A 22,338-nucleotide genomic window follows, 5' to 3' on the forward strand; every position below is an offset into this window, starting at 1 on the left:
CCTTCAAGAAAGCCGCCCGGCTCGCCAGGCGGCTTTTTTACTTTCTGGTTCCTTCTTCTTTGCGAGCACCCCCCTCCATGCCCCTGCCCCCCGCCCCCACGAAGCGCGCCGCCCTTCTCTCTCCCGACGCGCTTGACGCGCCGGCGCATTCGTCCTCCAAACCCTCGCGCCGCAGCAGCGGCAGCCGACATGCTGAGAACGCGCGGGCCGCGGCGCCGCAACCGCTCGAGCTGTTCGACACCCGCGCGAGTGAAGCCGGTGGCGCGCCCCTGACCGAAGGATTGCAACAGATCGAAACCAAGCCGCGCCCGCAATCCGCGCCGGAACGTGCCGTCGAACGCGCACCCGAGCCAGCGCAAGCCCGCGCCGAACAGGAGCCCGCGCAAGTCGCGGCGCCCACGCCAGTGGCCCGTCCGAAGGCCGTCACGCAAGAAAGCCGCCCGCGCCGTTCCAAGTCGAACGGGCCTGCGAAGCTGTTCGTGCTCGACACCAATGTGCTGCTGCACGACCCGATGTGCCTGTTCCGCTTCGAGGAACACGACATCTATCTGCCGATGATTGTTCTGGAAGAGCTCGACGGTCACAAGAAAGGCACGACCGAAGTCGCGCGCAACGGCCGCCAGACCAGCCGCACGCTCGATGCGCTGGCCGGCGCCAAGGGCGCGGACATCGCGAAGGGTTTGAGGCTTGATACCACCGGCCACACAGGCGCCGGCGGCAAGCTGTTCTTCCAGACCGAGGTGATGGACTTCTCGTTGCCGAGCAGCCTGCCGCAGGGCAAGGCCGACAATCAGATCCTTGGCGTGGTGCATGCGCTGCGCGACCTGTATTCGCAAGATCGTCCAGGACATCCGAAGCAGGAAGTGGTGCTGGTGTCGAAGGACATCAACATGCGCGTCAAGGCCCGTGCGCTGGGCCTGGCCGCCGACGACTACCAGAACGACAAGACGCTGGAAGACGGCGACCTGCTCTACTCCGGCTCGCTCGCGTTGCCGCCGGACTTCTGGACGCGCCAGAGCAAGACCGTCGAGAGTTGGCAGAGCGGCAGCACGACCTTCTACCGCATCACCGGCCCGATCGTGCCCAACCTGTTCATCAACCAGTTCGTCTACTTCGAGGCACCGGGCGAGCCCAGCATGTACGCCCGCGTCACCGAGATCCGCGACAAGACCGCGGTGCTCAAGACGCTGAAGGACTACAGCTCGGCCAAGAACGCCGTCTGGGGCGTGTCGACGAAGAACCGCGAACAGAACTTCGCGATGAACGTGCTGATGGACCCGGAGATCGACTTCGTGACGCTGACCGGCACGGCCGGCACCGGCAAGACGCTGATGGCGCTGGCATCCGGCCTCACGCAGGTGCTGGACGACCGCCGCTACACCGAGATCATCATGACCCGCGCCACCGTGAGCGTCGGCGAAGACATCGGCTTCCTGCCCGGCACCGAGGAAGAGAAGATGGGGCCATGGATGGGCGCCCTCGACGACAACCTCGAGTTCCTGGCCAAGGGCGACGGCGGCAGCGCCGGCGAATGGGGCCGCGCCGCGACCAACGAGCTGATCCGCTCGCGCATCAAGATCAAGAGCATGAACTTCATGCGGGGCCGTACCTTCCTCAACAAGTACGTGATCGTCGACGAGGCGCAGAACCTGACGCCCAAGCAGATGAAGACCCTGATCACGCGCGCTGGCCCCGGCACCAAGATCATCTGCATGGGCAACCTCGCGCAGATCGACACGCCCTACTTGACGGAAGGCTCGTCCGGCTTGACCTTCGCGGTCGACAAGTTCAAGGGCTGGCCGCACGGTGGGCACATCACGCTGGCACGCGGCGAACGCTCGCGGCTGGCGGACTTCGCCAGCGAAGTGCTCTGATCGGCACCCGCGCGCGCTCACACCCCGAAATCGCCCGCTCGCCGCCCTCGGCGCAGCGGGCTTTTTTGCGCCCGAGTGACAGGCTACTGACAATACGCTGTCAGCAGCACCCTCGCACCATCGAGGCTCCCTTCCACCCAAGAGAGTTCGACATGAGCAACGCCATCAACTGGTTTGAGATTCCCGTCACCGACATGGACCGTGCGCAGCGCTTCTACGAGACCGTGCTCGGGCGCAGCTTGAAGCGCCAGGACTTTGGCGGCGAGCAATTGGCCGTGTTTCCGTACGACGCGCCCGCCACCGGTGGCTGCCTGCAATTCGGCGCCAACAAGATCGCAGCATCGGGCTCCGGCATCCGCATTTACCTCGACTGCATGCCCAGCATCGATGCCGCGCTCGCGCGCATCGAAGCCGCGGGCGGCCAGATCGTCTCGCCGAAGTTCGAGCTGCCGCAGGGCATCGGCTTCATCGCCCACATGCGCGACACCGAAGGCAATGAGGTCGGCCTTCACGCCACGGCCTGAGCAGCATCATGGCCACCACACCTCGCAACTGGATCGCCATCGCCAGCGCCGAACACGCGCGGATCGGCCGGGACCATCGGCCGATGGGCTTCATGCAGGTCGGCCATGGCAAGGGTGCGCCGCTCAAGCGCATCGCGCCGGGCGATCGCGTCGCCTATTACTCGCCGGCCACGGTGTTCGGCGGCACCGACAAGCTGCAAAGTTTTGTCTCCATCGGCGTGGTGCAGCCGGGCGAACCGTACACCGCGGAGATGGGCAACGGCTTCGTGCCGTGGCGCCGCGATGTCAAGTATGCGAAGGCGGCGGAGGCGGCGGAGGCGCCGATCGCGCCGCTGATCGAAGCCTTCGAATTCGTCGAGGATCCGAAGCGCTGGGGCGCGAAGTTCCGCTTCGGGCTCTTCGAAGTCAGCGCGCATGACATGCGCCTGATTGCCGACGCGATGCGGGCCGATGTGAACTCGCTGGACCTCTGAACCCGAATGACCGCGATCCGCAAAAGCTGGCAAGACCGCCTCGCCAGCTACCCGCATCTGCCGAATGTGAAACCCATTCCCGACGCGATGCGCGCGCGTCGTGGGGATGGCACCATCGCCACGCCTTCCCCGCAGGAAGTCGAGGCGGCGATGCGCGGCGTGCCTGAAGGTCGGCTGGCGACCGTATTCGGCATCGGCGAGGACATTGCGGCGCGACACCAGGCCACCATCGGCTGCACGGTGACCACCGCGATCTTTGCGCACATGGTGGCGCATGCCGTCGAGGAAACGCGCGGGACGACACCCTGGTGGCGCACGCTGAAGATCGATGGCGAGCTCAATCCCAAGTATCCCGGCGGCATCGAGGCGCAAATGCGCAGGCTGGAGGCGGAAGGCCACACCGTCGTGCAGCGCGGCAAGCGCTTCTTCGTCGAAGACTACGAACAACGGCTCATCTGATGCGTCGCGCCGACCGCCTGTTCCAGATCGTGCAGCTCATTCGCGGGCGCCGGCTCACGACCGCTGCCTTCCTGGCGCAGCGGCTGGAGGTATCCGAGCGCACGGTGTACCGCGACGTGGCCGACTTGCAGCACCAGGGCGTGCCCATCGAAGGTGAAGCAGGCGTCGGCTATCGACTGGGCGCGGGCTTCGAATTGCCGCCCTTGATGTTCACGCAGGACGAAGCCAGCGCGTTGGTGGCAGCCGCTCGGCTGGCACAGAGTTGGGTCGACGCGGCAATGGCGCGCGACATCGAAAGCGCGCTCGGCAAGATCCTGTCGGTGCTGCCGCCGGCTGCGCGCGTCTCGGCCGAAGCCATCGCGCTGTACGCGCCAGCGCTGGCGCTTGATGACGCCACGCGATCGCGCTTGCAGACACTCCGAGAAGCCGTCCGTTCGCGGCAGAAGCTGCACTTGGTTTATCACGACCTGAACGACGCGCCGAGCGAGCGCACGGTGCGCCCGCTCGGTTGCTTCTACTGGGGCAAGGTTTGGACGCTGTCAGCCTGGTGCGAGATGCGCAACGACTTCCGCGGCTTTAGGGTCGACCGCATCGACCAAGTCGAGGTGCTCGCGCAGCACTTCCGCGACGAGCCCGGCAAGACCCTCGCCGACTTCATGCGCAAGGTCCGCGCAGAGCGCAAGGCGACTTAGAAATCGCCCCCGCCATACCCGGCAAGATTCTCGAACTTGGTCAACGGCTTCAGGAAGCCCAGCTTCACCGTGCCGGTCGGGCCATTCCGGTGCTTGCTGATGATCACTTCCGCCACGCCCGGCTCCTTCGACTCCTTGTTGTAGTAGTCGTCGCGGTAGATGAACATGATCAAGTCCGCGTCCTGCTCGATGGCGCCGGATTCGCGCAAGTCGCTCATCATGGGGCGCTTGTCGGTGCGGCTTTCCACGCCGCGGCTGAGCTGCGACAGCGCGATCACCGGGCACTTGAGTTCCTTGGCCAGCATCTTCAGGCCGCGCGAGATTTCGCCCACGGCGGTCGCGCGGTTCTCGTCGTTCATCGACGTCGACACGCTCATCAGTTGCAGGTAGTCGACCACGATCAGGCCGAGCTTGCCGTATTGGCGCGCGAGCCGGCGCGAGTTCGCGCGCAGTTCGCTGGTCGTGAGGCCCGGCGTCTCGTCGATGTGCAGCGAGATGGTGCGAAGCTTCTCGATCGCTTCGGTCAGGCGCGGCCATTCCTCGTCCGTGAGCTTGCCGGTGCGCAGGTGACCCTGGTCGATGCGGCCGATGGAGCCGACGATACGAACCGCCAATTGCGCGGCGCCCATTTCCATCGAGAACACGGCCACCGGCAGGCCTTCATTGAGCGCCACGTGCTCGGCGATGTTGATCGCGAGCGAGGTCTTGCCCATCGACGGGCGCGCGGCCAGCACGATCATGTCGCCGGGTTGCAGCCCCGATGTCATCTTGTCGAACTCGTCGAAGCCGGTGCGAATACCGGTGATGTCGTTCGGGTTGTCGGCCATCTCGGTCACGCGGTCCAGCAGGTCCACCACCAGCGTGTCCATGCTCTGGAAGCCCTGCTTGCCGCGCGTGCCTTCCTCGCCGATGTGGAAGATCTTCTGCTCGGCCTCGTCGAGGATCTTGTCGACCGCCTTGCCTTGCGGGTTGAAGGCGTTGGTCGCGATCTCGTCGGCCGCGCTCACCAGCTTGCGCAGGATCGAGCGCTCGCGAACGATCTCGGCATAGCGGCGGATGTTGCTTGCGCTGGGCACGTACTGCGCCAGCGAATTGAGGTAGGCCAGGCCGCCCATCTCGTCGGACTTGCCGAGGCTCTGCAGGTTCTCGAACACCGTGATCACGTCGGCCGGCTTGCTGCCGTTGATCAGGGTGCTGATCGCCGTGAAGATCAGCTTGTGTTCGTAGCGGTAGAAGTTGCCCTCTTCGAGCAGGTCGGCCACCCGGTCCCAGGCGCCGTTGTCGAGCAGCAGGCCGCCGAGCACGCTCGACTCGGCCTCGATCGAGTGGGGCGGGATGCGCAGTTGTGCGACCTGGCGATCGTCCGACGAATCATTGTCGGCATAGGAGAAAACGGCGGACATGGATTTCCTTGCAGCCCGCCATGCTACGGCGCACGGCGGCCTGCGTCATGGGATAACGCTGTGGATAAGCAGTGGGATTGCGGTGCAGCGACAAGGACAACTTGCGCGGCCCAAAACAAAGGCCGCCCGAAGGCGGCCTTTGGTTCGAAGCTGCCCGAAGGCAACTCCTGACGTGCAGCACTTAAGCCGTTTCGCCGTACACGGTGACGGTGATGTCGACCACCACGTCGGTGTGCAGCGCGACACTCACGGTGCTGTCGCCAACGACCTTGATCGGGCCATTGGGCATGCGCACTTGCGACTTCACGACCTTGTAGCCTTGCTTGTTCAGCTCTTCGGCGACGTCGTGGTTGGTGACGGAGCCGAACAGGCGACCGTCGACGCCAGCCTTTTGGGTCAGCTTGATCGAGGTGCCGGCGAGCTTCTCGCCCTGGGCTTGCGATTCGGCCAGCTTGGCAGCGGCAGCCTTTTCGAGTTCGGCGCGACGGGCGGCGAATTCGGCCTTGTTGGCTTCGGTGGCGCGGCGGGCGCGGCCCGACGGGATCAGGAAGTTGCGGGCGTAGCCGTCCTTGACCTTGACGATGTCGCCGAGTGCGCCGACGTTGACGACCTTGTCCAGAAGAATGATTTGCATGGTGTCTGGCTCCTTAGACGCGGTGCTGGTCGCTGTACGGCACCATGGCCAGGAAGCGTGCGCGCTTGATGGCGGTGTTGAGCTGGCGCTGGTAGATCGCGCGCGTGCCGGTCAGGCGTGCGGGGATGATCTTGCCGTTTTCGCTGATGAAGTCGCGCAGCGTGTCGATGTCCTTGTAGTCGATCTCTTCGACGCCAGCGACGGTGAAGCGGCAGAAGCGCTTGCGCTTGAACAGCAGCGACTGGGTGTTGCGCTTCGGGCGCTTGTCTTTGTTGAATTTCTTGAACGTGGCCATGGTTGGACCTCTGAAAAATTAATCTTGCTGAAAATCCTGGATGTGCAGAACCGGATGCTTGCCGTTGCCCGGAGTGGCGAGGAAGCCTTGGAACAACCAGAGACTTCCCATCGCCTGCCTTGCGAGCCGCTCGGCAATCGCGCCGAACGCCACGGCCTTGAGGGCCGCCTTCACCTGCCTGGGCTTGCCGGCCTCTTCGACGGTCGACTCGTGTTCGAGCTTCAGGTCGATGGCGGGCAATCCGGCGGGCGTGTATCGCAGGCTTCCGATTTCGGCGACGCAGGCAGTCAGGCGAACCTGGTTGGCTGCGGCAACCTTCACGCCATCAGTTGTTGTTGGCGGCAGCGTATTCGGCCTGTTGAGCCTTGCGGGCTTCTTCGCGCTCGACCGTCTTCATCATCGACGAAGGACCGGTGTCGGCCTTCTTCTTCTGGACGGTGAGGTGGCGCAGCACGGCGTCGTTGAACTTGAACGCGTGTTCCAGTTCGGCCATCACAGCTTGTTCAGCTTCGATGTTCACGCACAGGTAGTGAGCCTTGTTGAGCTTGTTGATCTGGTAGGCCAGCTGGCGACGGCCCCAGTCTTCAACGCGGTGGATCTTGCCGCCGCCGGCCGTGATCAGGCCCTTGTAACGCTCCAGCATGGCCGGAACTTGCTCGCTCTGATCCGGGTGGATCAGCAAAATGATTTCATAGTGACGCATGGCACTCCTTGTGGATCTTCCCGGGGGAAGGGATAAAGCCACCCGCAGTGTGCAAAGCGGTGTGGCAAGGCAAAGCCGATGATTATAGCCCGGTTTTTGAGCTCCAGGCTTCAGAACGTCAGGCGCCGAGCGCGCGGTCCAGCTCCGCGGCCTTGTCCGGGCCGACAGCGGCACGGATCTTGGGGGCCAAGGCCAGCAGTTCCTCGTAGCTGGTCGTGCCTTCCACCGCCAGGTTGAGCCGGAAGCCGCGCAGGCCCAGGCCGCCGGAAAGGCGGGTGGCGATCGGGTAGGCCTCCTTGTAGCGGTCCTGGGCCGGACGGGCGTCATTGGCCGCGGCCCTGGGGGCAGCGATGGGAGCGGCGGGAACTGGCGCGGCGGCTGCGATGGCCGGCGCGACGGCCTGAGCCCCGCCGCTCGCTACCGTGAGCATGCCCAGCGAGACCATCTCGTCCAGGTCTTCACGGGTGATGTTCATGCCGGCGGCCTGCACCTCTGCCACGGTGCGCTTGCCGTCGCAGAGGAAGAAGGCGGAGCGCTGACGGGGCGTGAGCCGGATCGTCCGGTCCTTGAACGCCTGCTGCCCGGCGTCGGTCTTCACAAGAATCATGGCTATCCCTCACGCGAATGGCTCGCGGGCCGTTGCGTGGGTCTTGCGCCCTCGGCAAAGCGGCAGACTTCCGTCCCCTCATGGCACGGAAGTCTGACACCAAACTGGCAACAAGTTGCAAATTGACACACTCCGGCGAGGCAAATAGCGCGGGAGCGTGATCGATTGCGTAGCGCGAGCGACACGGCGGTGTCGCTTCGGGTCGGCCCGGGTGGTCGGCCGCAGGCGGGATCAACGCCCCGCGAGTTGCTTCCACGTGTCAATCACGCTGTCGGGGTTCAGCGAGATCGACTCGATGCCCTGCTCCGCCAGCCACAGCGCGAAGTCCGGATGGTCGCTGGGGCCCTGTCCGCAAATGCCAACGTACTTGCCCTGCGACTTGCATGCCTTGATGGCACGGCTCAGCATGGCCTTGACGGCCGGGTCGCGTTCGTCGAAGTCGGCGGCCAGTAACTCGAGGCCGGAGTCGCGGTCCAGGCCAAGGGTGAGCTGGGTCAGGTCATTGGAGCCGATCGAGAAGCCGTCGAAGAACTGCAGGAACTCGTCGGCCAGGATGGCGTTGCTCGGCACTTCGCACATCATGATGAGCTTGAGCTCGTTCTCGCCGCGCTTGAGGCCCTCGGCGGCCAGCAGGCCGGTCACGCGCTCGGCCTGGCCCAGGGTACGCACGAAGGGCACCATGATCTGCACGTTGGTCAGGCCCATCTCGTTGCGCACGCGGCGCAGTGCCTCGCATTCCATGAGGAACGCCTCGCGAAACTCGTCGCTCACGTAGCGCGCGGCGCCGCGGAAGCCCAGCATCGGGTTCTCTTCTTCCGGCTCGTAGCGCGAGCCGCCGATCAGCTTGCGGTACTCGTTCGACTTGAAGTCGGACAGGCGCACGATCACCGGCTTGGGCCAGAAGGCCGCGCCGATGGTGGCGATGCCCTCGGCCACCTTGTCGACGTAGAAAGCACGTGGCGAGGCGTGGCCGCGGGCCACCGACTCGACGGCCTTTTTCAGGTCCACGTCGACGTTCGGATAGTCGAGGATGGCCTTCGGATGCACGCCGATGTTGTTGTTGATGATGAACTCGAGGCGCGCCAGGCCCACGCCGTGGTTGGGCAATTGCGCGAAGTCGAAGGCCAGCTGCGGATTGCCGACGTTCATCATGATCTTCAGGTCGATCGCCGGCATTTCGCCGCGCGAGACTTCGGTCACTTCGGTCTCGAGCAGGCCGTCGTAAATGAAGCCAGTGTCGCCCTCGGCGCAGCTCACCGTGACCAGCGTGCCTTCCTTGAGCAGTTCGGTCGCGTCGCCGCAGCCGACCACGGCCGGGATGCCGAGTTCACGCGCGATGATGGCCGCGTGGCACGTGCGTCCGCCGCGGTTGGTGACGATGGCGGAAGCGCGCTTCATCACCGGCTCCCAGTTGGGGTCGGTCATGTCGGTGACGAGGATGTCGCCGGCCTGGACCTTGTCCATTTCGCTGATGTTGTGCACCAGGCGCACGGGGCCGGTGCCGATCTTCTGGCCGATGGCGCGGCCTTCGGCCAGCACGGCTCCCTTGCCCAGCAGCTTGTAGCGTTGCTCGGCCTTGCCTTGCTGCTGGCTCTTCACCGTCTCCGGGCGCGCCTGCAGGATGTAGAGCTGGCCGTCGGTGCCGTCCTTGCCCCACTCGATGTCCATCGGGCGGCCGTAGTGCTCCTCGATCACCAGGGCGTACTTGCCGAGTTGCTCGACGTCCGCGTCGGTCAGCGAATAGCGGTTGCGCTGTTCGGTCGGCACGTCGGTGGTCTTGACCAGCTTGCCGGTGGCCTTCTTTTCCTCGGGCGTGGCGAACTCCATCTGGATCAGCTTGGAACCCAGGTTGCGGCGGATCACCGAGCGCTTGCCGGCCTTGAGCATCGGCTTGTGGACGTAGAACTCGTCCGGGTTCACCGCGCCCTGCACCACCGTCTCACCCAGGCCGTAGCTGGAGGTGATGAAGACCACGTCCTCGAAGCCCGACTCGGTGTCGATGGTGAACATAACGCCAGCGGCGCCGAGGTCGGAGCGCACCATGCGCTGCACGCCGGCCGACAGTGCAACCACGTCGTGCGCGAAGCCCTTGTGCACGCGGTAGCTGATGGCGCGGTCGTTGTAGAGGGAGGCGAAGACCTCTTTCATCTTGTGCAGCACGTCGTCGATGCCGACCACGTTCAGGAAGGTCTCCTGCTGGCCGGCGAAGGAGGCGTCGGGCAGGTCTTCGGCCGTGGCGGACGAGCGCACGGCGAAGCTGGCCTGCGGATTGCCGGCGCTCAGCGTCGCGAAAGCATCGGCGATTGCCTTTTGCAGATCGGCCGGGAAAGGCTGGGCCTCGACCATGCCGCGGATCTCCGCGCCGGCCACGGCCAGCGCGCGCACGTCTTCCGTGTCGAGCGAAGCCAGGCGCTTGCTGATCTTGTCGGCCAAGCCGTCATGGGCCAGGAACTGGCGGAACGCATGAGCCGTGGTCGCAAAGCCGGTGGGCACGCGCACGCCTTGCGGCAGTTGGGAAATCATCTCGCCGAGACTGGCGTTCTTGCCGCCGACCGACTCGACGTCGGTCATTCTCAGGTTCTCAAACGGAACGACCAGGGCGGTCGCTTCAAAGAGGTCAGACATGGGAAAGCTCCAGAAGTTAAAACCTTTGGGTCATGCCGACGGCAACGCACGATCATTGTTCTGGTTGTGGGTGCGGCTGCGGAAGGCATGGGGAGAAATGTGGCGCGGGGAACGGATTCCCCATAATTGGGCTGAATTGTAGGCGCCGCTCCGTTTTTGCGCGCCGCAACACCGGGCAGCCCCACATGCACACGCGTACAGTTTTCTTTGTTTCAGACGGCACAGGCATCACCGCGGAGACCTTCGGCAATGCGGTCCTGGCCCAGTTCGAGTTGACGCCCCGGCACGTCCGGCTGCCCTTTACCGACACGGTCGACAAGGCGCACCAGGCCGTGCGGCGCATCAATCACACGGCCGAGATCGAGGGCCAGCGCCCCATCGTCTTCACGACCCTGGCCAACATGGACGTGCTCGAGGTCATCGAGACCGGCTGCAAGGGCATGCTGCTCGACATGTTCGGCACCTTCGTGCGGCCACTGGAAATCGAGTTGGCGATGAAGTCGAACCACCGCATCGGGCGCTTCAGTGACGTGAGCAAGAGCAAGGAGTACGACGCCCGCATCGCGGCCATCGACTTCAGCTTGCAGCATGACGACGGGCAGAGCAATCGCGACCTCGACGGCGCCGACGTGATCCTGGTCGGCGTGAGTCGCAGCGGCAAGACGCCGACCTCGCTCTACCTCGCCATGCAGCACGGGCTGAAGGCGGCGAACTATCCGTTGATCCCGGAGGACTTCGACCGGCGCCAGTTGCCGCCGGCCCTGGTGCCGCACAAGAAGAAGATCTTCGGGCTCACGATCCAGGCCGAGCGGCTGTCGCAGATCCGCAATGAGCGACGCCCGAATTCGCGCTATGCGAGCCTCGAGAACTGCCGCCACGAGATTGCCGAAGCGGAAGCGATGATGCGGCGCGCCGGCATCAGGTGGCTGTCGACGACGACCAAATCGATCGAGGAGATCGCGACGACGATACTGCAGGAAGTGCGGCCGGAGCGACTCACGTACTGAAGGCACGAACCCCCGAGGGGAACTGCGTTGCCCCGTCGCGACCTGACACCGACTGCCCGAGGCGCAGCATCGTTCTCATTCAGGCGACAGCTTCGGGCGCGAGACCCTTCGCCGTCGCGGCTTCTTCCGCCGGTGCAGACGTCCGAATCAGGTGGTCGAATGCACTGAGCGCAGCCTTCGCGCCCTCACCCGCCGCGATGATGATCTGCTTGAACGGCACCGTCGTCACATCGCCCGCCGCGAACACGCCGGGCACCGAGGTCTGGCCCTTGGCGTCCACGATGATCTCGCCGTGCTTCGACAGCTCGACCGTGCCCTTGAGCCAGTCGGTGTTGGGCACCAGGCCGATCTGGATGAACACGCCTTCGAGCGGCACCGTCTTCAATTCACCCGTCGCACGGTCCTTGAAGACCAGGCCGTTGACCTTCTGGTCGCCGGTGATCTCGGTCGTCTGCGCGTTGGTGAAGATGTCGACGTTCTTCAGGCTCTTGAGTTTGCGTTGCAGCACCGCGTCGGCGCGCAGTTGCGTGTCGAACTCGATCAGCGTGACGTGGCCAACGATACCGGCCAGATCGATGGCCGCTTCCACACCCGAGTTGCCGCCGCCGATCACCGCGACGCGCTTGCCCTTGAACAACGGGCCATCGCAATGAGGGCAATAGGCCACGCCCTTGTTCTTGAACTCCTGCTCGCCCGGCACGTTGATGTTGCGCCAGCGCGCGCCCGTCGAAATGACGATGGACTTGCTCTTGAGCGAGGCGCCGCTTTCCAACTGCACCTCGATGAACTCCTTGCCCGGCACCAGCGCCTTGGCGCGTTGCAGGTTCATGATGTCCACTTCGTAGTCACGCACATGCTCTTCCAGCGCGTGGGCGAACTTCGGTCCTTCGGTTTCCTTGATCGAGATGAAGTTCTCGATGCCCATGGTGTCCAGCACCTGGCCGCCGAAGCGCTCCGACGCGACACCCGTGCGGATGCCCTTGCGCGCCGCGTACACAGCCGCGGCCGCACCGGCCGGGCCGCCGCCGACGATCAGCACATCGAACGGGTCCTTGCCGGCAATCTTCTTCGCTTCGCGCTCGACACCGCTGGTGTCAATCTTCGCGAGGATCTCTTCCAGGCTCATGCGGCCCTGGCCGAACTCCGTGCCGTTGAGGAACACGGTCGGCACGGCCATCACCTGCCGCTCCTTCACTTCCTGCTGGAAGGTGCCGCCTTCGATCATCGTGGCGCGGATGCGCGGGTTCTGCACCGCCATCAGGTTCAATGCCTGCACCACGTCCGGGCAGTTGTGGCAGGTCAGCGAGACGTAGATCTCGAACTCGAAGTCGCCATCGAGCGCTCGGATCTGGTCGAGCACCGCCTGCTCGACCTTGGGGGGATAGCCGCCGACCTGCAACAACGCAAGGATCAGCGACGTGAATTCATGGCCCATCGGCAGCCCGGCAAAGCGCGGGCCGTGGTTCTCGCTCGGACGGTTGATCGAGAACGAGGGCTTGCGATGGTTGTCGTCGCGGCTTTCGATCAGCTTGACCAGCGGCGAGACTTCAGCGACGTCCTTCAGCAGCGACAGCACATCCGCCGAAGCCTTGCCGTCGTCGAGGGAGGCGACGATTTCGATCGGCTGCGTGGCGCGTTCGAGATAGCTTTTGAGTTGGGCTTTGGAGGCTGCGTCGAGCATGAGGACTCACTTTCAGATTTCAAATGGGAACAAAAAAGCCCGGGGCCAAACGAGCGCCCGGGCTTTGCGCAAGGCGCGCTTAGATCTTGCCGACGAGGTCGAACGAGGGCTTGAGGGTCTCGGCGCCTTCGGTCCACTTGGCGGGGCAGACTTCACCGGGGTGGGCGGCCACGTACTGGGCAGCCTTCACGCGGCGCAGCAATTCGCCAGCATCACGGCCGATGCCGTTGTCGTGCACTTCGGCGGTCTTGATCTTGCCTTCGGGGTCGATCACGAAGGTGCCGCGATAGGCGAGGCCGGCGTCTTCGCCTTCTTCGATCATCACCTGGAAGGCGCGGGCCAGTTGGCCGCTCGGGTCGCCGACCAGCGGGTACTGCACCTTGCGGATCGTGTCCGACGTGTCGTGCCAGGCCTTGTGCGTGAAGTGGGTGTCGGTCGACACGCCATAGATCTCGACGCCGAGCTTCTTGAATTCAGCGTAGTTGTCGGCCAGGTCACCCAGTTCGGTCGGGCAGACGAAGGTGAAGTCTGCGGGATAGAACACCACAACCGACCACTTGCCCTTGAAGTTTTCGTTGCTCACCGGAACGAACTTGCCGTTGTGATACGCGGTGGCCTTGAAGGGAATGATTTCGGTGTTGATAAGAGACATGCCTGGTTCCTTGAACGAAGTGCTTGTGATTGAAAAGGGTGAGCCATGAGTATACCCAATACAAATAGCACTCTCGATAGATCATGACTATTAAATGATAGCGTCACAACTATGAGACAGGGTCATCCCGATGCGAACGCGCATCACGATCAAACGCATGAAGACTGCGAACACGGGGACATCCCTTGCGCCCTATGTGAACGAACTCGCACAATTGGCTGTTCACAATAAGGAAAACACCATGAAGGGCGACCCTCAAGTCATCGAACACCTGCAAGCGCAGCTCAAGAACGAGTTGACTGCGATCAACCAGTACTTCCTGCACTACCGCATGCTCAAGCACTGGGGCCTGGACAAGCTGGCCAAGAAGGAATACGACGAATCCATCGGCGAAATGAAGCATGCCGACTGGATCATGGACCGCATCTTCATGCTCGACGGCCTGCCCAACCTGCAGGACCTCGGCAAGCTGCAAGTGGGCGAAGACGTGCCGGAAATCCTGGCTTGCGACCTCAAGAGCGAGACCGGCGCGCAAGCCACCATCAAGGCAGGCATCGCGCATTGCGAGTCGGTGCGTGACTATGTGTCGCGCGACCTGCTGCAGAAGATCCTCGACGACACGGAAGAGCACATCGACTTCCTCGAAACCCAGATCGACCTGGTCGGGAAGGTCGGCCTGCAGAACTACCTGCAGAGCCAGATGGGTGAACCCAGCTGAGCATGCCGCCCGCCTCGAAGCGAGGCTGGACCACTCAGGGGCTTCGGCCCTTTTTTTGCGCCTGAACTTTACCTGTAAATAACATTCATTCTCATCTGTGTCGCTAGAATCGCCGGCTTCCCCATGCCGATTCGAACCCACACCGCCAGATGAGTGGCCCCACCGACAACCGCCGCCGAGCCTATTGGCTGAAGACCCTGCACGAGTGGCACTGGGTCAGTTCGGCGGTTTGCCTCATCGGCCTGTTGCTTTTCGGTATCACCGGATTCACGTTGAATCATGCGGGCCAGATCGAGGCCAAGCCCAGGATCGTGACGCAACGCGGCACCGTCAACGCGCCGCTGCTCGCCGCGCTTGAAGCACAGGTCGATCCAATCAAGCAGCGCGCCAAGGGCAAGGCCGAGTTGCCGCCCGACCTGCAAGCCTGGCTGCGCGAGCGCTGGGCCATCGACACCGCCGACAAGCAGGCTGAATGGTCGGACGACGAGATCTACCTTTCCCTCCCCCGCCCCGGCGGCGATGCCTGGTTGCGCCTGAACCTCGACGATGGCGAGGTCGAGTACGAAAGCACCGATCGCGGCTGGCTCTCCTACTTCAACGACCTGCACAAGGGACGCAACACCGGCGTCGCCTGGAGCTGGTTCATCGACATCTTCGCGGCGGCCACGCTGGTCTTCTCCATCACCGGGCTGTTCATCCTGAAGATGCACGCCGGCAACCGCCCCTTCACCTGGCCGATGGTCGGCATGGGGCTGGTGATCCCGATGCTGCTGGCCCTGCTCCTGATTCATTGACTTCATCCAAGAGAAACGAGGTTGCTTCGTGAAAGTCCGTTATTCCCTCGCGCTCGGCGCACTGTTCGGCGCGCCGGCATTTGCCGCCAGCCTTGGTGCCAGCATCGAAGTGCCGCGCCTGAACGTGGCCGAGTACCACCGGCCCTATGTCGCGGCCTGGATCGAGCGGGCGGACAACAGCGTCGCCAGCACCATTGCCGTCTGGTACGACGTGCGCACCAAGACCAACAACCCCGAAGGGGAAGGCACCAAGTGGCTGAAGGACCTGCGCCAGTGGTGGCGGCGCGGCGGGCGTGAACTCGCTGTGCCGGTCGATGGCGTCACGGGCGCCACCAAGCCCGCGGGCACGCACCAGATCAACGCCAGCGAAGGTTCGGCCGCCTTTCCCAAGCTGGCGCCGGGCGCCTACAAGTTCGTCGTCGAGGCCGCGCGCGAACAGGGCGGCCGTGAGGTCGTGAGCATCCCCTTCCAATGGCCGCCCACTTCGGCGCAGCCGCTCGCCGCCGCGGGCAAGGACGAACTCGGCGGCATCAAGCTCGAACTCAAACCCTGACAGCGCACCCTTCCAAAGGAGCCACCATGAAGACCTCCCTGCTTGCCATCGCACTTACCGCCGCGCTGGGTAGCGCCCAGGCGCACAACGCCTGGCTGCTGCCGTCGACCACCGTGCTGTCGAAGGGCGACATCGTGACCATCGATGCCGCCGTGTCGAACGACTTGTTCGTCGCCAACCACAACGCATTGCGACTCGACGGGTTGCAGATCACCGCGCCCGACGGCAGCGCCCTCAAGCCCGAGTCCGAAGCCAAGCTCAAGCAGCGCAACGTGTTCGACGTGAACGTCGCGCAGCCGGGCACCTACCGCATCGCGGTGCTCAACAACGGCGTGTTCGCGTCCTGGAAGGACAAGGCCACAGGCCAACAGAAACGCGCACGCGGCACGGCCGAAACCATCGGCAAGGAGATCCCGGCCGATGCGCAGGAAGTGGCCATCACGCAATCGATGGGCCGCATCGAAACTTTCATCACGGTGGGCAAGCCCTCGCCGCTGAAGCCGATCGGCCAGGGCCTGGAACTGATCTCGACCGGCGCGCCGACCGACCTGGTCAAGGGCGAGAAATCCACCTTCACGATCCACCTCGATGGCCAGCCGGCCAAGGACCTTGACGTGACCGTGACCGCCGGCAACACGCAGTACCGCGACAAGCTCGAAGACGTGAAGATCAAGACCGACAGCAAGGGCCAGTTCAGCGTGACATGGCCGACCGCCGGCATGTACTGGCTCGACGTCAACATGCGGGACAACAAGACCTCGGTGCCGCAGGCCAAGGAACGCCGCCTGAGCTACGCGGCCACGCTGGAAGTGATGCCCTGAATCCGCGGCCTTCCTTTGCGACCCGGCGCGCGGGCGGCTACGCCAATGCCGGCGCAGTGACGCCACGCCCGGCGGATCCGGCCACGTTGCAGGAACTGGCGGGGCGCAGCATGGGCACGACCTGGTCGCTGCGATTCGATAACCCGCGCATGCTCCCGCTCGATTCGGTTCGCGCAGAGGCGGAAGCCGCGCTGGCACGGGTGGTCGACCAGATGAGCCACTGGGAAGAGGACTCGGACCTGAGCCTCTTCGGACGCGCGCGCGCCGGCAGCGTGCATGCCTTGGCGCCCGAGTTCGCAACCGTGCTGGCCTGTGCTCTGCACTGGGCGGAAGCCAGCGGCGGCGCGCTGGATCCGACGGTGGGGCCGCTGGTGAGCCTATGGGGGTTCGGCCCCGATGCAAGCTTTGACGCCGCGGCACCGACGCCGGAAGCCGTGGAAGCAGCCCGAGCGCGTTGCGGCTGGCGCCGTCTTGACTTCAACCCCAACGGCCGCGCCTTGTCGCAGCCGGGCGGCCTGTCGCTGGATTTCTCCGGCATCGCCAAGGGTTTCGCAGTCGATCACATGGTCGATGGGCTGCGGGCGCTGGGACTTGAAAACTTCCTCATCGAGGTTGGCGGCGAATTGCGCGGCGTGGGTCGCCGACCGGACGGCAGGCCATGGTCGGTGCAGATCGCCGCAGACGAAAGCGCCGGGGCAGCACGAACCATCGCCCTCGCCGACATGGCCGTCGCAACATCGGGCGACCAATGGCATCACCGCGAACACGCCGGCCACCGCTGGTCGCACACCATCGACCCGCGCTCCGGTGAGCCGGTGGGCCATGCGCTGTCATCCGTGACCGTGCTGCATTCCGAATGCATGCACGCGGACGCGCTGGCCACCGTTCTCACCGTGCTCGGTCCTGACGAAGGAATCGCATTTGCTGATGCGCACAAGGTTGCCGCCCTGTTGTTCGCGCGCGAACCCGGCGGCATGACCGCGCACCCTTCGCGCGCCTGGCCCCAGCCATGACCATCGACGCCCTCCGCGGCGCCGCGGCAGCCGGCACAGTGCTCGCCTACGCGGCCTTGTGCGGCGCGATCTGGTGGCGCGAGCAACGCCGGAAAGCTGCATCGCAAGCGTCCGCCCGAGCGCTGGCAGGCAATGGCAAGGCACCTGCCCTCGTCCTCTTCGGCACGCAGACCGGGCAGGCTGAAGCGCTCGCCTGGCAAACCGCCAAGGGCTTGCATGCGCTCGGCATGCCGGTCCGCGTGCTGCCGCTCAACGCGCTCGATGCCGACATGCTGCGAAGCACGCCGCGCGCCCTGTTCGTCGCCAGCACCTACGGCGAAGGCGACGCGCCCGATGGCGCCAGCCTGTTCGTCGAGAAGATCATGGCGGGCATCGGCGCCCTGCCCTCCCTGCGCTACGCCGTACTGGCCCTTGGGGACCGGCAGTACCAGAACTTCTGCGGCTTCGGCCGACAACTCGACGAGTGGCTTCATGCCAACGGCGCGAAGCGCGAGTTCGCACGCGTCGAAGTCGACAACGCCGATCCCGCGGCGCTGGCGCAGTGGAACAGTCGGCTCGGGCTGGCGGGAGACGAAGAAGGAGAAAGCGCAACCCCTTTCACGCCGTGGCGCTTGTCGGAGCGCGAGTGGCTCAACCCGGGCAGCGTCGGCACGTCGATTCACCGCCTGGTGCTGTCGCCACCCAGTGACGTGGCGCTGCTCTGGCAATCCGGCGACCTGGTACAGGTCGAAGTGCCGGCCGACCCGACGCGTCCGCGGGAGTATTCGATCGCCTCGATCCCCGAGGACGGCGCGATCGAACTGTTGGTCCGCCAGGAAATGCATCCCGACGGCCGCCTGGGCCTCGCATCGGGCTGGCTCACCGACACGCTGTCGCCAGGCGCCCAGGTGCCCCTGCGGATCAAGCCACACCCCAGCTTCCGGCTCGGCGACAACGCCGCGCGCCCCTTGCTCCTGATCGGCAACGGCACCGGCCTGGCGGGACTGCGCAGCCATCTGCGCGCCCGTGCCGCGGCAGGGAACGGCGACAACTGGCTGCTGTTCGGCGAGCGCAACGCGGCACACGACTCGCTGTGCCACGACGAGATCGCCGCATGGCAATCGGCGGGCCTGCTGAGCCGGGTCGACAGGGTTTTTTCCCGCGACCAGCCCGAGCGCGCGTACGTGCAGCACCGCCTGCTCCAAGTCGCGGACGAGGTCAGCGCCTGGATCGACCGCGGCGCCGCCGTCTATGTCTGCGGAAGCCTGCAAGGCATGGCCAGCGGCGTGGATGCCGCCCTGCGGCAAATCGCCGGGACCGACCGCTTTGCCGACATGGTGGCGAACGGACGCTATCGCCGCGACATCTACTGAGCCCCCGTTGCGCGGCGCAAGTTAATGGATTGTGTCTGGCATGCAACGCTGCGACCGATTCGCAGAAATAGTTGCTACCAGATGAACCCGTTCTGAATACGATTGGTTATCATTTGGAACTCGGGCGCTTCAGCCCCTCCGACCCAGCCAATCTGCTTGCCGCCCTCGGCCGCAAGGCCAGACCCGCCAGTCGAGACGATTTCCCTTATCCATCGGAGTCCCTCACATGGCGTACATCAAGAGTCGCAAGCACGCGGTCGCGCGTGCCGTTCCACCCCTGGGCAGCGTTGCCGCCGCCACGCTCGTCGCGCTGGCCTCGCCCGCCGGCGCCCAGACAACCGCCGGCACCCTGAAAGAAATCCAGGTCCAGGGCACCGCCAACCCGGCCGACTACAAGACCGACACCTCGGCCAACCCCAAGTTCACCGCGCCGCTGCTCGACACGCCGCAGACCGTGCAGGTGATCAAGGAACAAATCCTGCGCGAACAAGGCGCCACCACCCTCACCGAAGCGCTGCGCAACACCCCCGGCGCGGGCGCCTTCTACCTCGGTGAAAACGGCAACACCAGCACCGGCGACGCGATCTACCTGCGCGGCTTCGACACCTCCAGCAGCATCTTCGTGGACGGCATCCGCGACCTCGGCTCCGTATCGCGCGACGTGTTCAACATCGAGCAGATCGAAGTGGTCAAGGGCGCGGCCAGCGCGGACATCGGCCGCACCGCGCCGACCGGCTACATCAACATGATCACCAAGAAGCCGCAGAAGGAGGACAGCTTCTACGGCTCGCTCGGCTTCGGCAGCGCCAACTACAAGCGCGGCAGCATCGACTGGAACAAGTCGCTGAGCGGCGAGAACGGCATCGGCGCCTCCTTCCGCCTCAACGCCTTCGCGCTGGACGCCGACGTGGCGGGCCGCGACGAGGTCAAGAGCAAGCGCTGGGGCATCGCGCCCTCGCTCGCCTTCGGGCTGAATTCCCCGACACGCGTCTATCTCGACTACGTCCACATCGACCAGAACAACATCCCGGACGGCGGCGTGGCCACCGTCGGCTTGCCCGGCTACACCAACCCCGACCCGCTCGCGCTCGGCGCGCGCCGCCGCACGTTCCTGAACTACGCGGCCCCGGTCGACCCCAGCAACTACTACGGCACCAGTTCAGACTTCGACAAGGTCAAGTCGGACATGTTCACCGCACGCGTCGAACACGACATCACGCCCGACATGAAGGTGCGCAACATCACGCGCTACGGCAAGACCGAGCAGGACTACATGCTCACATCCTTCCAGGCCGGCGGCCTGGCCGCCAACGGCCTGCCGCCGCCCTTGCCGACCACCGGCTTCCTGGCGACGCCGAACCCGCTGGTCCCCGCCACCTGGACGGTCACGCGCAACCTGCCGACCAACAAGAACCAGGAAAACGAGATCATCGTCAACCAGACGAATCTCAGCTCGAAGTTCAATACCGGCTCCGTGGGCCACTCCCTCAACGCCGGCCTGGAACTGACGCGCGAGGAACAGAGCGCGCTCGGCTACTTCGGCCCCAATGCCACCTTCAACGGTCGCCCGCTGAACAACGGCTACTGGCCCGTCGCCAACCTGTACGCGCCCAACCCCAACGTGGTCGGCTACAACCGCCTGCGCAGCTATGCGGACAACGACGGCCGCACCGACACCATCGGCCTCTACGCCTTCGACACCCTCAAGTTCAACGAGCAATGGTCGCTGACCGGCGGCCTGCGCTACGACCACTACAACACCAAGTACACGGCCACCGTGCTGTCCACCGCAGCGGCCAACCCGACGCTGCCGGTCGGCACCCTCGTCGGCCCGACGACCCTCAAGACCTCCGACGACCTGTGGTCCGGCAAGATTGGCGTGGTCTACAAGCCGGCACAGAACGGCAGCATCTACGCCGGCTACAGCACGGGCGCGCAGCCGCCGGGCGGCGCGAACTTTGCGCTGGCCGCAGGCGGCAGCGGCAACAGCGCCAACCGCACCGACTTCCTGCCGCAGAAAGCCGAGACCTATGAAATCGGCACCAAGTGGGACGTGCTGAACAACAAGCTGTCGTTGACCGCGGCCATCTACCGCACGGACGTCAGCAACGAAGTCATCCAGGACCCGACCACGCTGCTGTACTACCAGACCGGCAAGAAGCGCGTCGAGGGCGTCGAACTCGGCGTTGCCGGCGCGATCACCAGCGCCTGGGGCATCAGCGCGGGCTACTCGAACCAGAACTCGAAGGTCATCAGCGGCCCGTCGGTGCTCGCCGACGGCAGCAGCGCACTGGCCTACACGCCGAAGGATTCGTTCTCCGCCTGGACCACCTACCTGTTGCCCTTCGGCCTGACCATCGGCGGCGGAGTGCGCTACAACGGCAAACTGCTGCGCGGCACCGACGGCGCCGTCGGCACGCCGGCCTATACCGAGGCCTACTGGGTGTTCGATGCCATGGCCGCCTACCGCATCAACAAGAACTTCGACATCCAGTTGAACGTCTACAACCTGACCGACAAGGAATACGTGGCGGCCATCAACAAGAGCGGCTACCGCTACATCCCCGGCACGCCGCGCTCCGCCCGCATCACGGCCAACTTCGCGTTCTGATCGACCGCAACCTGTCGCCCGCACGTCGATGCGACACTTCGGCCCCGGCTTCCAGCCGGGGCTTTTCTGTTTGTGAGGTGCCCAGAAGATGATGCTCCACGTACCGGACGTGCTGACCCCCGACCAGGTGCGCAACCTGCGTGCGGCACTCCAGGCCACCGACTGGATCGACGGCCGGCAGACCGTCGGCGAGCAAGGCGCGCGCGTCAAGCGCAATCGCCAGCTGCCCGAACATTCCCCCGTCAGCCGCGAACTCGGCAAAAGCGTGCTCACCGCCCTGGCACGCAGCACCTTGTTCCACTCGGCCGCGCTCCCCCTGCGCTTCGTGCCCCCGCTGTTCAACCGCTACGAGGGCGGCGAACACTACGGCCTGCATGTCGATGGCGCCGTGCGATCGCTCCCCGGCACCGGCGAGCAATTGCGCACCGACCTGTCCTGCACCCTGTTCCTGAGCGAGCCCGAGGAGTACGAGGGCGGCGAACTCGAGGTGTTCGACACCTACGGCACCCATGAAGTCAAGCTGCCGGCCGGCGACCTGATCCTCTACCCGTCGACCAGCCTGCACCGGGTGCAACCGGTCACACAGGGTGCGCGCATCTGTTCCTTCTTCTGGGTGCAGAGCATGGTGCGCGACAGTGAGCAGCGCGCCATGCTCTTCGACTTGGACCAGCAGATCCAGAAGCTGCGTGCACGCATCGGCGAATGCGAGGAGACGGTCGCCCTGACCGGCCACTACCACAACCTCCTGAGACGCTGGTCCGAAGTTTGACCCACCCCCGATGCGCCTTGCGGCGCCTCCCCCTCGAGGGGGCGCACCCAGCGGCCCGGCGAAGCCGGATCCGCGCGT

23 protein-coding genes are annotated in these 22,338 nt (G+C 64.9%); 14 read left to right on the forward strand and 9 right to left on the reverse strand.

The genetic code is table 11. The features are described 5' to 3' along the window. The first annotated feature begins 77 nt into the window (after nucleotides 1-77). The 5 genes from WKW79_RS04410 (at nucleotide 78) to WKW79_RS04430 (ending at nucleotide 4,022) form a co-directional block, all read left to right on the forward strand. Nucleotides 78-1,874: a PhoH family protein gene (locus WKW79_RS04410; RefSeq protein ID WP_340333906.1), complete on the forward strand. Its 1,797-nt coding sequence runs from the start codon at nucleotides 78-80 to the stop codon at nucleotides 1,872-1,874. 152 nt (nucleotides 1,875-2,026) lie between these two features. Continuing rightward, nucleotides 2,027-2,398 (forward strand): VOC family protein, encoded by a 372-nt coding sequence (locus tag WKW79_RS04415; protein WP_340333907.1) that lies wholly within the window; start codon nucleotides 2,027-2,029, stop codon nucleotides 2,396-2,398. 8 nt (nucleotides 2,399-2,406) lie between these two features. Continuing rightward, entirely contained in the window at nucleotides 2,407-2,871 is a 465-nt protein-coding gene (locus tag WKW79_RS04420; protein WP_340333908.1) for an EVE domain-containing protein, read from the forward strand. Nucleotides 2,872-2,877: 6 nt separating this feature from the next. Beyond that, nucleotides 2,878-3,330, forward strand: coding sequence for an MGMT family protein (locus WKW79_RS04425; RefSeq protein ID WP_340333909.1), 453 nt, complete (start codon nucleotides 2,878-2,880; stop codon nucleotides 3,328-3,330). Then, nucleotides 3,330-4,022 carry a helix-turn-helix transcriptional regulator gene (locus tag WKW79_RS04430; RefSeq protein ID WP_340333910.1) on the forward strand — a complete coding sequence of 231 codons (693 nt, stop codon included), beginning with the start codon at nucleotides 3,330-3,332 and terminating at the stop codon, nucleotides 4,020-4,022. The genes WKW79_RS04425 and WKW79_RS04430 overlap by 1 nt, the downstream gene beginning before the upstream one ends. Here WKW79_RS04430 and dnaB read toward each other — a convergent pair. The 7 genes from dnaB to ppsA form a co-directional block, all read right to left on the reverse strand. Further along, nucleotides 4,019-5,425, reverse strand: coding sequence for a replicative DNA helicase (gene dnaB, locus WKW79_RS04435; protein WP_340333911.1), 1,407 nt, complete (start codon nucleotides 5,423-5,425; stop codon nucleotides 4,019-4,021). The genes WKW79_RS04430 and dnaB overlap by 4 nt on opposite strands. Before the next feature lie 181 nt (nucleotides 5,426-5,606). Then, nucleotides 5,607-6,059, reverse strand: a complete 453-nt coding sequence (rplI, locus tag WKW79_RS04440) for a 50S ribosomal protein L9 (RefSeq protein ID WP_340333912.1) — start codon at nucleotides 6,057-6,059, stop codon at nucleotides 5,607-5,609. Nucleotides 6,060-6,072: 13 nt separating this feature from the next. Next, the gene (rpsR, locus tag WKW79_RS04445; RefSeq protein WP_007830781.1) at nucleotides 6,073-6,354 is read right to left on the reverse strand and encodes a 30S ribosomal protein S18; all 282 of its coding nucleotides are present in this window, start codon (nucleotides 6,352-6,354) and stop codon (nucleotides 6,073-6,075) included. A gap of 18 nt (nucleotides 6,355-6,372) precedes the next feature. Then, nucleotides 6,373-6,675: a primosomal replication protein N gene (gene priB, locus WKW79_RS04450; RefSeq protein WP_340333913.1), complete on the reverse strand. Its 303-nt coding sequence runs from the start codon at nucleotides 6,673-6,675 to the stop codon at nucleotides 6,373-6,375. Nucleotides 6,676-6,679: 4 nt separating this feature from the next. Beyond that, nucleotides 6,680-7,057, reverse strand: a complete 378-nt coding sequence (gene rpsF / locus WKW79_RS04455) for a 30S ribosomal protein S6 (protein WP_213956395.1) — start codon at nucleotides 7,055-7,057, stop codon at nucleotides 6,680-6,682. Between the two features lie 118 nt (nucleotides 7,058-7,175). After that, nucleotides 7,176-7,664: a hypothetical protein gene (locus WKW79_RS04460; RefSeq protein WP_340333914.1), complete on the reverse strand. Its 489-nt coding sequence runs from the start codon at nucleotides 7,662-7,664 to the stop codon at nucleotides 7,176-7,178. 231 nt (nucleotides 7,665-7,895) lie between these two features. Further along, on the reverse strand, nucleotides 7,896-10,289 hold the full coding sequence (gene ppsA / locus WKW79_RS04465) for a phosphoenolpyruvate synthase (RefSeq protein WP_340333915.1): 2,394 nt from the start codon (nucleotides 10,287-10,289) through the stop codon (nucleotides 7,896-7,898). Nucleotides 10,290-10,474: 185 nt separating this feature from the next. Here ppsA and ppsR point away from each other — a divergent pair, with 185 nt between their 5' ends. Next, nucleotides 10,475-11,296, forward strand: a complete 822-nt coding sequence (gene ppsR, locus WKW79_RS04470) for a posphoenolpyruvate synthetase regulatory kinase/phosphorylase PpsR (RefSeq protein ID WP_340333916.1) — start codon at nucleotides 10,475-10,477, stop codon at nucleotides 11,294-11,296. Between the two features lie 79 nt (nucleotides 11,297-11,375). Here the strand turns inward: ppsR and ahpF are convergent, their stop codons facing one another. After that, entirely contained in the window at nucleotides 11,376-12,977 is a 1,602-nt protein-coding gene (gene ahpF, locus WKW79_RS04475; protein WP_340333917.1) for an alkyl hydroperoxide reductase subunit F, read from the reverse strand. A gap of 79 nt (nucleotides 12,978-13,056) precedes the next feature. Continuing rightward, the gene (ahpC, locus tag WKW79_RS04480; RefSeq protein ID WP_340333918.1) at nucleotides 13,057-13,629 is read right to left on the reverse strand and encodes an alkyl hydroperoxide reductase subunit C; all 573 of its coding nucleotides are present in this window, start codon (nucleotides 13,627-13,629) and stop codon (nucleotides 13,057-13,059) included. A gap of 241 nt (nucleotides 13,630-13,870) precedes the next feature. On the opposite strand from ahpC, the gene bfr reads away from it, so the two are divergent. The 8 genes from bfr to WKW79_RS04520 all read left to right on the forward strand — a co-directional run bounded on the left by bfr (nucleotide 13,871) and on the right by WKW79_RS04520 (nucleotide 22,260). Beyond that, complete coding sequence (gene bfr, locus WKW79_RS04485) at nucleotides 13,871-14,347, forward strand: bacterioferritin (protein ID WP_340333919.1); 477 nt, start codon at nucleotides 13,871-13,873, stop codon at nucleotides 14,345-14,347. A gap of 149 nt (nucleotides 14,348-14,496) precedes the next feature. Beyond that, nucleotides 14,497-15,141 carry a PepSY-associated TM helix domain-containing protein gene (locus tag WKW79_RS04490; RefSeq protein WP_340333920.1) on the forward strand — a complete coding sequence of 215 codons (645 nt, stop codon included), beginning with the start codon at nucleotides 14,497-14,499 and terminating at the stop codon, nucleotides 15,139-15,141. Between the two features lie 28 nt (nucleotides 15,142-15,169). Further along, a complete protein-coding gene (locus WKW79_RS04495; RefSeq protein WP_340333921.1) occupies nucleotides 15,170-15,694 on the forward strand; it encodes a DUF2271 domain-containing protein in 525 nt (174 codons plus the stop codon). Between the two features lie 26 nt (nucleotides 15,695-15,720). Next, the gene (locus WKW79_RS04500; RefSeq protein WP_340333922.1) at nucleotides 15,721-16,515 is read left to right on the forward strand and encodes a DUF4198 domain-containing protein; all 795 of its coding nucleotides are present in this window, start codon (nucleotides 15,721-15,723) and stop codon (nucleotides 16,513-16,515) included. Nucleotides 16,516-16,571: 56 nt separating this feature from the next. After that, nucleotides 16,572-17,528, forward strand: coding sequence for an FAD:protein FMN transferase (locus tag WKW79_RS04505; RefSeq protein WP_340333923.1), 957 nt, complete (start codon nucleotides 16,572-16,574; stop codon nucleotides 17,526-17,528). Next, nucleotides 17,525-18,880 carry a sulfite reductase subunit alpha gene (locus WKW79_RS04510; RefSeq protein WP_340333924.1) on the forward strand — a complete coding sequence of 452 codons (1,356 nt, stop codon included), beginning with the start codon at nucleotides 17,525-17,527 and terminating at the stop codon, nucleotides 18,878-18,880. The genes WKW79_RS04505 and WKW79_RS04510 overlap by 4 nt, the downstream gene beginning before the upstream one ends. Nucleotides 18,881-19,106: 226 nt before the next feature. Next, nucleotides 19,107-21,491: a catecholate siderophore receptor Fiu gene (locus tag WKW79_RS04515; RefSeq protein WP_340333925.1), complete on the forward strand. Its 2,385-nt coding sequence runs from the start codon at nucleotides 19,107-19,109 to the stop codon at nucleotides 21,489-21,491. 88 nt (nucleotides 21,492-21,579) lie between these two features. After that, nucleotides 21,580-22,260 (forward strand): Fe2+-dependent dioxygenase, encoded by a 681-nt coding sequence (locus WKW79_RS04520; protein ID WP_340333926.1) that lies wholly within the window; start codon nucleotides 21,580-21,582, stop codon nucleotides 22,258-22,260. Nucleotides 22,261-22,338: the final 78 nt, after the last annotated feature.

The sequence above is a fragment of the Variovorax robiniae genome (assembly GCF_037889955.1).
In the GTDB taxonomy this organism is placed as follows: domain Bacteria; phylum Pseudomonadota; class Gammaproteobacteria; order Burkholderiales; family Burkholderiaceae_C; genus Variovorax; species Variovorax robiniae.